Genomic DNA, 13231 nt, shown 5'->3' on the forward strand with positions numbered 1-13231 from the left:
CTACCGCGGTCGCGGGTGTGGACGGGGTGCCGGACGGCTGGGTCGTCGCACGGGTCGAGAGCGGCCGCGTGCGCTGGCACGTCGTCCCGGATGCCACTGCCGTCCTGGCCGTGACCACCGGCTGCGCCGCCGTCGGCGTCGACATCCCGCTGCGCACCCCCACCGGCCACCGGCCGCGCGAGTGCGACGTCGCGACCGCGAAGGCGCTCGGCCGAGCCCGGTCGTCGGTCTTCCCGGCACCGCCGTGCGAGGTCCTCGACGCCCCCGATTACGCGGCGGCATGCGCGATCGCTCGACGGCTCACGGGCCGCGCGATCAGCGTCCAGGCCTGGAACATCACCCCCAAGATCCGCGAATGGGTCGGACGGGACCTGCCCACGCACGTCGTGGAGGCCCATCCCGAACTGGCGTTGCGAAGGCTCGCCCCCGAGACCGAGTTCGCCTCGAAGAAGACCGCCCGCGGCGCCGGCCAGCGCATCGCCGCCCTCGCCCGCTGGCTCGACGTCGCCACCGCACTGGGCGACCTCCCGCCGGGCCCGCGGATGGACGACGCCCTGGACGCACTCGCCGTAGCATGGTCGGCGGCGCGATGGGCCCGCGGGGAGGCCGAGGTGCTCGGCGGCGGACCCGAGGGGTTCGTGGTGGTGTGAAGGGGACAACGCACGGGCGGGTCGAGCCCGCCGTGCAGGTTCCGCGCCCTGCGCATCTGTTGGTCGGTCATCGCGGGCGCGCGGTGGCCTGGCTTGCGTTCATACCCGAACCGTCGAGACCACCACCGACAATTTCCTGGGCGCGCTGAACCCGGGATCCGCGTCTGTTTCCCAGGTTTGACGTGTGATTCGGTGACCGTCCTGGAGATGTGTGGTCGGCACGCGGGGAGCTGGGCAGAGCGAGAGCTCCACCGTCGGCTCGAGGGCTGCCCTCCTCCCCGTCGGGGGTCTGGACGGGGCCAGGGGCAGCGCCCCTGGCGGGGCTCCGGGGCAGCGCCTCGGGCTCACTCACGAACGCAGCACCCCGAACACAGCACGACGAACCCGCCGTACCCGTCAGGACAACTCGCGCACCTCAACGGGACAACTCGCGCTCCCTGGAAGGGCAACTCGGCGTCGCGAACCCCCGGCTCGCCCCGATGACGAGCCCGAACAGCAGGAGAGCCACCTCCCCGCCGCCCAGCAGGAAGGTGGCTTCCCGACCAAGGGAACTCAGCGACGCCCGCCCCCGAGCAGCCCGCCGAGCAGCGACCCCAGATCGATCCCGCCGCCCTGCTGCTGCCCACCGGCACCGCCGAGCACCCCACCGAGCAGCCCGCCGAGCACGTCACCGATGCCCCCGCCGCCGGCCTGCGCCTGGGCGTTGTTGCCCGTCAGCTGCTTGGCCAGCCACGACATGACGATCGGGGCGAGGATCGGCAGGAGCTTCGAGATCAGCTCCTGACCGATCCCGGAGCCCGACCCGCCGGCGCCGCTGAGCTGCTGCACGACCTGGTTCTGGTTGGCCCCGAAGACGTGCCCGACGATCTTCTGACCGTCGTTGACGTCGACCTGGTTCAGGTCGACCCCACCCTCGACGAGGCTCGGGTCGTGCTGCTCGACGGCCTTGGCGAACGACGAGGCCCCGCCCGGGTCGGCCGTGTTGGCCTGGATTCCCCCCAGCAGCGCCGGAAGCGCGGTGCGCGCGGCCTGCGCGGCGGTCTCGACGTCGACACCCAGCTGGCCGGCCAGCTGCTGCATCGGGATCTGGGAAAGGATCTCGTCAACCGGACTCATGAACGTCTCCCTTGCTGCGCCACCCACTGCGGCGGTCGCCGGGAGCGTACTGGTGAGGCGGCTAGGCTCGGTGGATGACCTCCGCCGATCGGGTGGCCGAGGCCGCCGGGATCGTGCTCGCGGGCGGCCGGTCCACGCGCATGGGCACGCCGAAGGCGGCGCTGGAGTGGCACGGATCCACGCTGCTGGCCCGCATCACCGGCCTGCTCGGCCGCACCGTGGCCGGTCCCGTGGTCGTGGCGCGCGCCCCCGGCCAGGTGCTCCCGGCACTGCCCGGCGCGGTGGAGGTCGTGGACGATCCGACCCCCGGTCAGGGCCCCATGCACGGCATCGCGTCGGGGCTGGACGCGGTGGGCGAGCGGGCGCCGCGCGCGTTCGTCTGCTCGACGGACCTGCCGCTGCTGCACCCCGCGTACATCCGCGCCGTGCTCGCCCGGCTGGGCGACGGCGTGGACGTCGTCATGCCGCAGGTGCACGGGCATCCGCAGCCGCTCGCCGCCGGCTACCGGACGGCGGTGGCCGCGCACCTGCACGAGCTGATCGCCGCCGGCCGCACGCGGCCGGCGCGCGACCTCACCCAGCTGCGCGTCGTCCGCCCCGGCGAGGACGAGCTGCTGACGGACCCGGCGCTGGCCACCGCCGATCCGCAGCTCGACTCGGTCCGCAACGTCAACCGCCCCGAGGAGTACCGGGAGCTGCGCGACCGCCCCGCCCCGGAGGTCACCGTCCTGACCGGCGACGGCCCGGTCCGGGTCCGCGCCGCCACTCGCGGTGCGGCGGCCGCCGCCGTCGGCGCGATCGTGCCCGATCCGGAGGGGCCGCTCGTGCCCGGCGACGTGCTGGACCTCCGCCCGTCCTTGACCTGAACCTCACTCCAGCTCCTAGCGTCGCTGCCGAGCGCCGGGAAACCCGCCCGGAACTGTCGGGGTTGTCCGGCACGCTCGCCGATGAGCCCGGGCCCACCGGCCGGTCGTACCTGGTGGACCTGCAACCGGGGAAGGAACCGCTGTGAGCATGGAGATGGTGGCGTGGGAGTCGATGTACCACGCCGCGAACGCGCGCGAGGAGAAGCGGCCGTTCTCCCGGGCCACGCTGTCGCGGATCTGGCGCTTCGTCCGCCCGCACCGCCGGCGGCTGGCGGCGTTCCTGCTGGTCAGCGTCATCGGAGCGGCGCTGGCGGTGGCGTCGCCGGTGCTCGCCGGCCAGGCGGTCGACGCGATCGTGCACGGCGGCCCGGTCGGCGCGGTCGTCGGCATCGCGGCGCTCATCGCGGTGCTCGCGATCGCCGAGGCCGGGCTGGGGATCCTGCAGCGCTACCAGTCCGCCACCCTCGGCGAGGGATTGATCCTCGACCTGCGCACGGCGGTGTTCGACCACGTCCAGCGCCAGCCGGTCGCGTTCTTCACCCGCACCCGCACCGGCGCGCTCGTGAGCAGGCTGAACAACGACGTCATCGGCGCCCAGCAGGCGTTCGCCGGCACGCTCTCCGGCGTCGTCGGCAACATCGTCACCCTGACGCTCACGCTCGCGGTGATGCTCAGCCTCTCCTGGCAGGTCACGCTGCTCGCGCTCGTGCTGTTGCCGGTGTTCGTCGTACCGGCGCGGCGGATGGGCCGCAAGCTCGCACAGCTGGAACGCGAGGCCGCGGCGCACAACTCGGCGATGAGCACGCAGATGACCGAGCGGTTCTCCGCACCCGGTGCCACGCTGGTGAAGCTGTTCGGGAGGCCGAGCGAGGAGACCGCGGAGTTCGTGCGGCGGGCGTCGCGGGTGCGCGACATCGGAGTGCGCACCGCGATGGTGCAGTGGGTGTTCGTCTCGGCGCTCACGCTGGTCTCGGCGCTCGCGCTGGCACTGGTCTACGGCCTGGGCGGCTACTTCGCGATCACCGGTGCGATCGCCGCCGGTGACGTCGTCGCACTGGCGCTGCTGCTCACGCGCCTCTACGCCCCGCTCACGGCGCTGGCCAGCGCACGGGTCGAGGTGATGAGCGCGCTGGTGAGCTTCGAGCGGGTCTTCGAGGTGCTCGACCTGCAGCCCCTCGTGGCAGAGCCCGCGAACCCGGTGCCGCTGCCGGACGGGCCGCTGTCGGTGGAGTTCGAGTCCGTGCGGTTCGCCTACCCGTCGGCGGACAAGGTGTCGCTCGCCTCGCTGGAGGACGTCGCCCGGCTCGACGTCCGCGGCGGCGAGGAGGTCCTGCACGACGTGTCGTTCCGGGCCGAGCCCGGGCAGACCATCGCGCTGGTGGGCTCGTCGGGGGCCGGGAAGTCCACGATCGCCCAGCTCATCCCCCGCCTCTACGACGTCGACGGCGGATCGGTGAAGCTCGGCGGGGTCGATGTGCGCGGGCTGTCGTTCGACGACCTGCGCCGCGCGGTCGGGCTGGTCACGCAGGACGGTCATCTGTTCCACGAGTCGATCCGGTCCAACCTGCTGCTCGCCGCGCCGCACGCGACGGACGAGGATCTGTGGCACGCCCTCGAACGGGCCCGGCTGGCCGAGCTGGTGGCCTCGCTGCCCGACGGACTGGACACGGTCGTCGGCGAGCGCGGCTACCGGCTCTCCGGCGGGGAACGCCAACGGCTCACGATCGCCCGGGTGCTGCTGGCCAACCAGCGGATCGTGGTGCTCGACGAGGCCACCGCGCACCTCGACTCCACGTCGGAGGCCGCGGTGCAGGAAGCGTTGACCGAGGCTCTCGACGGGCGCACGGCCGTCGTCATCGCACACCGGCTGTCCACGATCCGCAGCGCCGACCAGATCCTCGTGGTCGAGGAGGGGCGCATCGTCGAGCGCGGCACCCACGACGAGCTGATCGCCCGCGGCGGGCGGTACGCGCAGCTGCACCGCACCCAGTTCGCCCTGCCGGGCAGCGGGGAGGTGGCGCTGGCGGGAGCGTGACCGATCCCCCGGGGGCGACCATGGAGGGCATGTCCGGCACCTGGATCGAACTGACCGAGGGAGTGTTCGCCCGCCGCTACGCGGAGCTGGACCTCACCGTCGGGCTGGTGCTCGGCGCCGAGCGCGCCCTCGTGATCGACACCCGCGGCGACACCCACCAGGGCAGCGAGTGGGCGGCGGCGGTGCGCGACCGCACCTCGGCCCCGATCACCGTGGCTCTCACGCACGCCCACTTCGACCACTGCTTCGGCACCGCGGCGTTCGGCCCGGTCCGGGTGCTCGCCCACCCCGGCTGCGCGGCGGCGATCGCCCGCAGCGCCGACGACCAGCGCGCCGAGTGGGTCGCCCGCTACCGCGACCGCGGCGACGACGCCACCGCCGACGCGCTCGCCGCGTCGGTCCCGGTGCCGCCCGAGCCCGCGCCGCCGCGGCTGGACCTGGGCGGCCGGGTCGTCCTGCTGCGCCACCTCGGCCGCGGCCACACCGATCACGACCTGGTCGTCGACGTGCCGGACGCCGACGTCGTCTTCGCCGGGGACCTGGTCGAGGAGGGCGCCCCGCCGGACCTCGCCGAGGCCGACGTCGCTGCGTGGCCTGCGACGCTCACTGCGCTGCTCGAGCTGGGCCGCTCGATCGTCGTGCCCGGTCACGGCGCACCCGTCGGGCCGGAGTTCGTGGCGCAGCAGCGCGACCGGCTGCAGGAGGTCGCCGACCTCTGCGCGCGGGTCCAAGCGGGCACGCTCAGCGCCGAGGAGGCAGCGCGACGCTCGCCGTACCCCGGTGTTCCCTGGCCGTGACGCTCACGCCAGCCGGTCGAGCGGCTCCCCCATCCCGAAGTCCAGCGCGTGCCGGGCCACCGGGATCGGCAGCCAGAACAGGTTGAACGTCCAGCGCACCGCGTCGCCGTCACCCTTCTCGTCGTGGTCCCACGCCTGCGGCACCGGCCCGATCGGACGCACGTGGAAGCGGTGCAGCTCGCGGCCGTCGCGGGTGGCGGTGCCGAGCGGGGCGACCACCTCCACGGCGAGCCCGGTCTCCTCGTGCACCTCGCGGACGACGGCGTCGGCCGGTTCCTCTCCGTCGTGCAGGGTGCCGCCGGGGATCTGCAGGCCGGAGCCCTCCGATCCCGTCGTGGGTCGGTGGGTGAACACCAGCACGGAGCCGTCGCGGACGACGTACGCCTCGACCCGCGGCCGAGTGCCGGCAGCGGGCGCGTCCGGGAGCAGCCCGTCGACGAGCGCCTGCATGACGTCGTCGGTCGAGGTGTCCGGGTCGATCGAGGTGGTGAGCCGGTCGAGCAGCAGTCCGTCGAGCGCGTAGTGGAACAGCGCGATCTCGGCACGGCCGCCGGGCAGCCCGGCCTGTTCGTTGAACGCGACGTCCGCCTCGAACCCGGCCCGCAGCCACCGCCCGATGACCTCGGCGATCTCCGCGCGTCTGCCCGCCTCCAGCCGCAGCTCGAACAGGGCCAGCGCGAGGTCGCGGTGCAGCGTGAGCCGCCGGACGATGTCGCGCAGATATGCGGCGAACAGCTCGCGCGACGGCGGGCGGGCGCTGAGCTCGTCGAGGGTGGCCTGCTCGGGCGAGAGCCGCACGGTGATGCGGTCCGCCACGGCCGCGATCAGTGCCGGGCGGTTGCGGAAGTAGTTCGACGCGGTGCCGGTGGGCACGCCCGCCTCGGCGTCGACGGCGCGATGGGTGAGCCCGCGGGTGCCCTCCCGGGCGAGGACGCGCAGCGCCGCGTCGGCCAGCGCCGCACGCCGCTCGTCGTTGCGTGCCATCCCGTCAGCGTCGCACGTAGGTGTTCATGAGCACGCCGGTGGTGAACGACCGGGTCTCGGCGAGCGCGAACGCCGTTCGGGCGTACGGGCGCTGCGCGAACAGCGGTTTGCCCTCGCCCAGCAGGATCGGGTGGACCTTGAGCACCAGCCGGTCGATCTCGTCGGCGAGCGTGGCCGCGAGCCGGCTGCCGCCGCACAGCCAGATGCCGCTGCCGTCCTCCTGCTTGAGCCGCCTGACCAGCGCCACCGGGTCCTCGCCGGTGAGGGTGACCCCGCCGGGGTCGCCGGGCACCTCCCGCTCCGGTCGGTGCGTGACGACGTAGGAGCGCAGGTGCGGGTAGGGATCGGTGACGCCGAACGGGAAGCCGACGGCGTAGGTCTGCCACCCCATGACGACGGTGTCGAAGTGCTTGTTGTCGGCCGCGGCGCCGGCGGCGGTGAGCGCGGCGGCGGGCAGCGTGTCCGACCACTCCGCGAACAGGTGGTCGACGTGGTCGCCCTCCGTGAGGAAGGCGTCGAAGGCGTCGTCCGGCGCGGCGATGTACCCGTCGAGCGACACGGCGATGAGGTAGGTGAGCTCGCGCATGTATCGGCCTCCAACAACAACATCCGTAGTGGCTGGCCGACAGTACGACAGCTGTCGTGGTTCAGCAACCGACAGGGCTGAGGGTCCGGAGGATCCTCCAGCGGATTCAGAGTCGGCTGAAGCTCTGCAGGACCTGCCGCCCATCGGGCCCCGGTCCCACGACGAACCGGTAGGGCTCCCTCGTCACCGTGCCGTCGAGCTTGGTGAACACGACGGTCGCGGTGACGGCGCCCTCGCCGTCGCGGCGGATGTTCTCGATCCACACCTGGCGCAGGGTGGCGTAGAAGCGGTCGAAGCCCTCGCGGCCGCCCGACGCGGACTGCGCGCTCGGGCTGAGCATCGCCCACGCCGCCGCGGTGTTGCCCGGCAGCAGCCGGTAGTAGTTCTGCATGAACGCGACCGGGTCACCGGGCGGGGCTGGGGTCTCGGTGGGCGACTCGGTCGGCTCGGGGGTGGGCGTCGGCGTGGGCGTGGTGGGCGCGGGCGTGGCCACGTCCGTGGGCACGTCGGTGGGCGCGGCCGCGATGGACTGCTGAGGCTCGCCACGCCCGTTGGCGGCGAGCGCCGCCGCCGTGATGCCCCCCGCGGCGACGAGCGCGACGAGGATCCCCGCGGCGATCTTGAGCCAGCTGCGCTTCTTCGGTTCCGGCACGGGACCGATCTCGGCCAGCGTCGGCGGGTTCGCGTTGCCGGCCTTGACCGTGCGCGGCGGGATCGGAGTGGTCGGCCCCGCGCTGGGGGCGCCGGTGCGGACGACCCGGTCGAACTCGTCGCGGGCCTCGGTGGCGGTCGGCCGCTTCTCCGGGTCGGGATCGAGCAGCCGCAGCACGATGCCGGTGATCGGACCGGTGTGCTTCGGCGGATCGATCACGCCCTGGGCGACCTTGTGCAGCAGCGCGTAGGCGTTGTCGTTGAGCCCGAACGGCGGGTTGCCCTCGACGGCGGCGTAGATCGTGGCGCCCAGCGCGAAGACGTCGGCGGCCGGGGCGGGATCGGCACCGCGGGCCACCTCGGGGGCGAGGAAAGCGGGCGTGCCGGCGATCAGCCCGGTGCGGGTGATCTGCACGTCGTCGACGGCGCGGGAGACGCCGAAGTCGGTGAGCTTGGTGCGGCCGTCCTCGGCGATGAGCACGTTGCCGGGCTTGACGTCGCGGTGGATGACACCGGCGGCGTGGGCTGCGGCGAGCCCGTCAGCGACGTCGCGACCGATAGCGGCGGCGGCGAGCGGTTCGAGGGTGCCCTCGGTGGCGATGACGGTCGAGAGCGACTTCGACTCGAGGTACTCCATGACCAGCCACGGCCGGTCGTCGTGCACCACGACGTCGAACATGCGGATGACGTGCGGGTGCTGCAGACGGGCGGCGATGCGGCCCTCGCGGTGGATGCGCTGGCGCGCCTCCTCCAGCGCGCCCTGGTCGTCGGGCGAGGTGCCGGGGGCGGCCGCGGCGAGCAGCTCCTTGATGGCGACCGTGCGGTTGAGCAGCTGGTCGGTGCCGCGCCAGACGGCGCCCATCGCCCCCGAGGCGATGCGCTCGTCCAGGCGGTAGCGGCCACCGATCACGGTGCGCTCGTCACTCTCGGCCATCCAGTCCAGGGTAACGATCGCCCGAGCGGGGTCGCCGGGCGGAGGCAAGGCGCCCACGGGTGAGCCCGGCCACCGGCGCACCCGGTCTGATCGGCGGCTTTGCGATCACCGGGCCCCGCGCCGAGAGCGATTCGCCGCGGGCTGAATCGTGGCCGAGGCGCGCTGCACGTCGGCGCGCCAGCAGGTGTTCTCTCCTTCGCGGTAGAGCTCGCTGACGATCTTCGGCGACGGGGCGGAACGCGTAGCCGAGCAGCCGCCGGGCGGGTGCGGCGATCGTGGACCCGCTCCGAGCCGTGCACCGGGCGGGCGGCGCTCATCACCGAGATCGGGAGATCAGGTCGTCGTCGCCGACGAGGAGGAGGAGCGTGGGGGCGGGAGGATGCGGTAGGCGCGCAGCCATCGGGCGGTGGCTCGACGCACGCCCGCGTGGCGGCTAGGTACCCGTTCCGGTCACGGCTGCGCCACCCCGGCGACCCCGCGGGCGCTCGAACTGAAGTTCGTGGTCACCCTGCCTGCATGCTGGGTGCGTCGTGCCCACACCACGCCCGCATCCCGGCGACGTCCTGACTGCATCCTGACTGCGGGATGCGATCCGCCTGCGTTCAGGACACATCCGTGGTGCACCGCGATGGAGCTGTGGTGCCCAGGGCGCGTTCAGCACATGGGCAGCATGCGGACTGGGTGATGCCCGGATGCGAGTTGAACGCTGTCTGCCTGCGTTTCCGAACGATGTCAACACGCAGGCAGCACGCGCTCTGGACGGTGATCGAGCTCGACCTGGGCAGGCTCGAGGCGCAGATGCACCGGCGTGGCCGGGGGCCGAACCAGCCCCCGGAGGAAGCGCAAGGCCCCCGTCACCCCTGGTGACGGGGGCCTTGTTGCGTGTCGGGCCTCCGGTGGGGGAGCGACGGGTCCGGGGGCTCGTGCTGTCCGGCCGTGGTCCGCTCGATCGCGGCGTCGCCGACGAGGGCGCCGTCCCACACCCGCTGCCACGGCCCCGAGCCAGCACCCGAGCCGGTGCGTGACCAGTGCGGCTGCCGGTGCGGCTGCCGCCGTGGCGACGGGTCGGGTGCAGCGCTCGACGCCGGCGGCGGACTGGGTGACCAGCCGCAGCAGCACCTCGCCGGGGTCGGCGGCGATCAGCGACCGCGGCGCCGCCGTCCTCGACGCGGCGGGCGGGGCCGGCTCACTCCTCGTTCTTCGGGCTCTCGGTGCGGGTGCGCTTGAGCTCGAAGAAGTGCGGGTAGCGAGCCAGAGCCACGGAGGCGTCGAGCAGCTTGCCCGCCTCTTCACCCCTCGGTACGCGGGTGATGACGGGACCGAAGAACGCAACGCCCTCGATGTGGATGGTCGGGGTGCCCACGTCGTCGCCGACCGGGTCCATGCCGCGGTGGTGGCTCTCGGCCAGTGCCTCGTCGTAGTCGGTGCTGTCCGCGGCGGCGGCCAGCTCCGGCGGGAGGCCCAGCTCGGCGAGCGACTCCTTGATCACGACGTCGAGGTCCTTCATGCCCTTGTCGTGGATCCGGGTACCCATCGCCGTGTAGAGCGGGCCGAGGATCTCGTCACCGTGCTGCTGGGCGGCGGCGATCGCCACGCGCACCGGGCCCTTGGACTCCTCGATGATCTTCCGGTACTCGTCGGAGATGTCGCGGTCCTTGTTGAGCAGCCACAGGCTCATCACGTGCCAGCGCAGGTCGAGATCGCGGACCTTCGCGGCCTCGACGATCCAGCGCGAGGTCACCCAGGCGAAGGGGCAGCGGGGATCGAAGTAGAAGTCGACGCGAGCACGATCGGTCCTTGTCTCAGAAGTCGTCACGTCTAGGTCAACGGGCGGTACGGCCGGTGTCTTCCCCGACACACGCGACTGTGACCGGCCGGACCGGCCAGGCGAACCCGGTTGCCGGGCATCGAGCCCCGGGCCATGGTTGGATCGCTCGACGGACCTCATTGCTGAAGACCGAGGAGAGCGGTACCCGTATGGCCCCGCCCAACCTGACCCGCACCGACGCCGAGGCGCGGGCGGCGCTGATCGCCGTCAGCGACTACACGGTCGAGCTCGACCTGACCGACGGCGCCGGCAGGCCCGGCGAGCACACGTTCGCCACGACCTCCGTCGTGCGGTTCACCTGCCGCGAACCCGGCGCGTCCACGTGGATCGACTTCGTCGGCGAGAGCGTCGAGTCGGCGACGCTCAACGGTGTCAGCCTCGACGTCTCCGACTACCGCGAGGAAGACGGGATCGCCCTGCCGGCCCTGGGCGCGGAGAACGAGCTGCGGGTGGAGGCCACCGGCCGGTACATGAACACCGGTGAGGGCCTGCACCGGTTCGTCGACCCGGTCGACGGCGGCGTGTACCTCTACACCCAGTTCGAGACGGCCGACGCGAAGCGGATGTTCGCCTGCTTCGACCAGCCCGACCTCAAGGCGAGCTACCGCATGATCGTCACGGCGCCCGCCGAGTGGAAGGTCGTGTCGAACGCGCCGCTGGAGACCACGGTGGAGGCCGAGGGCGGCGCGCTCACCCGCATCTTCCAGCCGACCCCGGTCATGTCGACCTACGTGACGGCGCTGATCGCCGGCCCGTACGCGTCGTGGCACGACACCTACGTCGACGAGAGCGGGGAGATCCCGCTCGGCCTGTACTGCCGCGCATCGCTGGCCGAGCACATGGACCACGAGCGGCTGTTCCGCGAGACCAAGCAGGGCTTCGAGTTCTACCACCGCCACTTCGGGATCCGCTACCCGTTCGGCAAGTACGACCAGCTGTTCGTGCCGGAGTTCAACGCGGGCGCGATGGAGAACGCGGGCGCGGTGACGTTCCTGGAGGACTACGTCTTCCGCTCCCGGGTCACGCGGTTCATGTACGAGCGCCGCGCCGAGACCGTGCTGCACGAGATGGCGCACATGTGGTTCGGCGACCTGGTCACCATGCGGTGGTGGGACGACCTGTGGCTGAACGAGTCGTTCGCCACCTGGGCGTCGGTGCTCTGCCAGGCGGAGAACACCGAGTACACCGAAGCGTGGACGACGTTCGCCAACGTCGAGAAGAGCTGGGCGTACCGGCAGGACCAGCTGCCCTCGACCCACCCGGTCGCCGCCGACATCCCCGACCTGCAGGCCGTCGAGGTCAACTTCGACGGCATCACCTACGCCAAGGGCGCGTCGGTGCTCAAGCAGCTCGTCGCCTACGTCGGGCTGGACGCGTTCATGGAGGGACTGCGGCAGTACTTCGCCGCGCACGCGTGGGGCAACGCCACGTTCGACGACCTGCTCGGCGCGCTGGAGAAGGCCTCAGGGCGGGATCTGTCCGACTGGGGCGCGCAGTGGCTGCGCACCACCGGGCTCAACCTGCTGCGGCCGTCGTTCGAGGTCGGCGAGGACGGCCGGTACACCCGGTTCGAGGTCGTGCAGTGCGGGGCCCGGCCGGGCGCGGGTGAGCTGCGCACGCACCGCATCGCCATCGGCGTCTACGACGACGGCGATCCCGGTGAGACCACTGGGGACGGCCGCGATCCCGAGCGCGTCCGCAAGATCGTCCGCAAGCAGCGGGTCGAGATCGACGTCACCGGCGAGCGCACCCCCGTCGACGCGCTGGTCGGGCAGCCGGCCGGCAAGCTCGTCCTGGTCAACGACGACGACCTCACCTACTGCGCGATGCGGCTCGATCCGGACTCGCTCTCCACGCTGATCGACCGCATCGCCGACATCGCCGAGCCGCTGCCGCGCACGCTGTGCTGGTCGGCGGCCTGGGAGATGACCCGCGAGGCCGAGCTGAAGGCCCGCGACTTCGTCTCGCTCGTCGCGGGCGGGTTCGGCGCGGAGTCGGAGATCGGGGTCGTGCAGCGCGTGCTGCTGCAGGCGCAGACGGCGATCTCCTCCTACGCCGACGAGCAGTGGGCGGCCGAGCGCGGCTGGCCGCTGCTGGTGGATTCGCTGCTGTTCCGGCTCGACACCGCCCGCCCCGGCTCCGACGTGCAGCTGGCCTGCGTGAACGCGCTCGCCTCGAGCGTCCTGCCGGCGTCGGTGCTCGACAGGTTCCGCACCTGGCTCGACGATCCCGACAGCGCCCCGCAGGGACTCGTGCTCGACACCGACCTGCGCTGGCGGCTGCTGCACGCACTGGTCGCGCACGGCCAGGCGGGCGAGCCGGAGATCGCTGCCGAGCTGCAGCGCGACCCCACCTCGACGGGGCAGCGGCAGGCGGAGCGGTCGCGCTCGCTCATCCCGACGCCGGAAGCGAAGGCCACGGCCTGGGAGCGCGCGACGGGCGACGACTCACTGCCGAACGCCATCCAGGAAGCGATCATCTCCGGGTTCAACCACCCGGCGCAGCGCGGCCTGCTCGGCCCGTACGTGGAGAAGTACTTCCAGGTCGTGGCCGACGTGTGGGCGCGGCGCACCAGCGAGCGCGCTCAGTCGGTGGTGGTGAACCTGTTCCCGTCGTGGGCGGTGGACAAGTCCACGGTCGAGGCGGCCGACGCCTGGCTCGCCGGTGACCACCCGCCGGCGCTGCGTCGGCTGGTCTCCGAGGGCCGCGCCGGCATCGTCCGGGCGCTGGCCGCGCGGGACTTCGACAAGTCCTGACACCGGGAGGTGACGGGTCTGCGGGCCC

General features: G+C 72.7%; 10 protein-coding genes. 5 read left to right on the forward strand and 5 right to left on the reverse strand.

The features are described from left to right. The first annotated feature begins 17 nt into the window (after window positions 1-17). Window positions 18-650 carry a DUF429 domain-containing protein gene (locus tag BUE41_RS23960; protein ID WP_234997528.1) on the forward strand — a complete coding sequence of 211 codons (633 nt, stop codon included), beginning with the start codon at window positions 18-20 and terminating at the stop codon, window positions 648-650. Between the two features lie 552 nt (window positions 651-1202). Here the strand turns inward: BUE41_RS23960 and BUE41_RS23965 are convergent. Then, complete coding sequence (locus BUE41_RS23965) at window positions 1203-1766, reverse strand: DUF937 domain-containing protein (protein WP_073459570.1); 564 nt, start codon at window positions 1764-1766, stop codon at window positions 1203-1205. Window positions 1767-1840: 74 nt separating this feature from the next. Between BUE41_RS23965 and mobA the strand changes: the two genes are divergently transcribed. The 3 genes from mobA (at window position 1841) to BUE41_RS23980 (ending at window position 5464) form a co-directional block, all read left to right on the forward strand. Beyond that, on the forward strand, window positions 1841-2632 hold the full coding sequence (gene mobA, locus BUE41_RS23970) for a molybdenum cofactor guanylyltransferase (RefSeq protein WP_084755748.1): 792 nt from the start codon (window positions 1841-1843) through the stop codon (window positions 2630-2632). Window positions 2633-2804: 172 nt separating this feature from the next. After that, window positions 2805-4667, forward strand: a complete 1863-nt coding sequence (locus BUE41_RS23975) for an ABC transporter ATP-binding protein (RefSeq protein ID WP_234997542.1) — start codon at window positions 2805-2807, stop codon at window positions 4665-4667. Then, window positions 4664-5464: an MBL fold metallo-hydrolase gene (locus BUE41_RS23980; protein WP_327194781.1), complete on the forward strand. Its 801-nt coding sequence runs from the start codon at window positions 4664-4666 to the stop codon at window positions 5462-5464. Before BUE41_RS23975 ends, BUE41_RS23980 begins: the two co-directional genes overlap by 4 nt. Window positions 5465-5467: 3 nt before the next feature. On the opposite strand, the gene BUE41_RS23985 is transcribed toward BUE41_RS23980, so the two are convergent. The 4 genes from BUE41_RS23985 to BUE41_RS24000 form a co-directional block, all read right to left on the reverse strand. After that, window positions 5468-6448 carry an NUDIX domain-containing protein gene (locus BUE41_RS23985; RefSeq protein ID WP_073459573.1) on the reverse strand — a complete coding sequence of 327 codons (981 nt, stop codon included), beginning with the start codon at window positions 6446-6448 and terminating at the stop codon, window positions 5468-5470. A gap of 4 nt (window positions 6449-6452) precedes the next feature. Further along, window positions 6453-7034 (reverse strand): dihydrofolate reductase family protein, encoded by a 582-nt coding sequence (locus BUE41_RS23990; protein ID WP_073459574.1) that lies wholly within the window; start codon window positions 7032-7034, stop codon window positions 6453-6455. A 106-nt stretch (window positions 7035-7140) separates the two neighbouring features. Then, entirely contained in the window at window positions 7141-8619 is a 1479-nt protein-coding gene (locus BUE41_RS23995; RefSeq protein WP_073459575.1) for a serine/threonine-protein kinase, read from the reverse strand. Between the two features lie 1186 nt (window positions 8620-9805). After that, the gene (locus BUE41_RS24000) at window positions 9806-10435 is read right to left on the reverse strand and encodes a mycothiol-dependent nitroreductase Rv2466c family protein (RefSeq protein ID WP_073459576.1); all 630 of its coding nucleotides are present in this window, start codon (window positions 10433-10435) and stop codon (window positions 9806-9808) included. Window positions 10436-10596: 161 nt separating this feature from the next. Between BUE41_RS24000 and pepN the strand changes: the two genes are divergently transcribed. After that, window positions 10597-13203, forward strand: a complete 2607-nt coding sequence (gene pepN, locus BUE41_RS24005) for an aminopeptidase N (protein ID WP_073459577.1) — start codon at window positions 10597-10599, stop codon at window positions 13201-13203. Window positions 13204-13231 lie beyond the last annotated feature (28 nt).

Origin of the sequence: Pseudonocardia thermophila (assembly GCF_900142365.1) — a bacterium.
Taxonomy (GTDB): domain Bacteria; phylum Actinomycetota; class Actinomycetes; order Mycobacteriales; family Pseudonocardiaceae; genus Pseudonocardia; species Pseudonocardia thermophila.

Excerpts from the sequence above, each read along its gene's own strand:
- BUE41_RS23965 (WP_073459570.1), bottom strand. The coding sequence starts at position 1,766 with ATGAGTCCGGTTGACGAGATCCTTTCCCAGATCCCGATGCAGCAGCTG.
- mobA (WP_084755748.1), top strand. The coding sequence starts at position 1,841 with ATGACCTCCGCCGATCGGGTGGCCGAGGCCGCCGGGATCGTGCTCGCG.
- BUE41_RS23975 (WP_234997542.1), top strand. The coding sequence starts at position 2,805 with ATGTACCACGCCGCGAACGCGCGCGAGGAGAAGCGGCCGTTCTCCCGG.
- BUE41_RS23985 (WP_073459573.1), bottom strand. The coding sequence starts at position 6,448 with ATGGCACGCAACGACGAGCGGCGTGCGGCGCTGGCCGACGCGGCGCTG.
- BUE41_RS23990 (WP_073459574.1), bottom strand. The coding sequence starts at position 7,034 with ATGCGCGAGCTCACCTACCTCATCGCCGTGTCGCTCGACGGGTACATC.
- BUE41_RS23995 (WP_073459575.1), bottom strand. The coding sequence starts at position 8,619 with ATGGCCGAGAGTGACGAGCGCACCGTGATCGGTGGCCGCTACCGCCTG.
- pepN (WP_073459577.1), top strand. The coding sequence starts at position 10,597 with ATGGCCCCGCCCAACCTGACCCGCACCGACGCCGAGGCGCGGGCGGCG.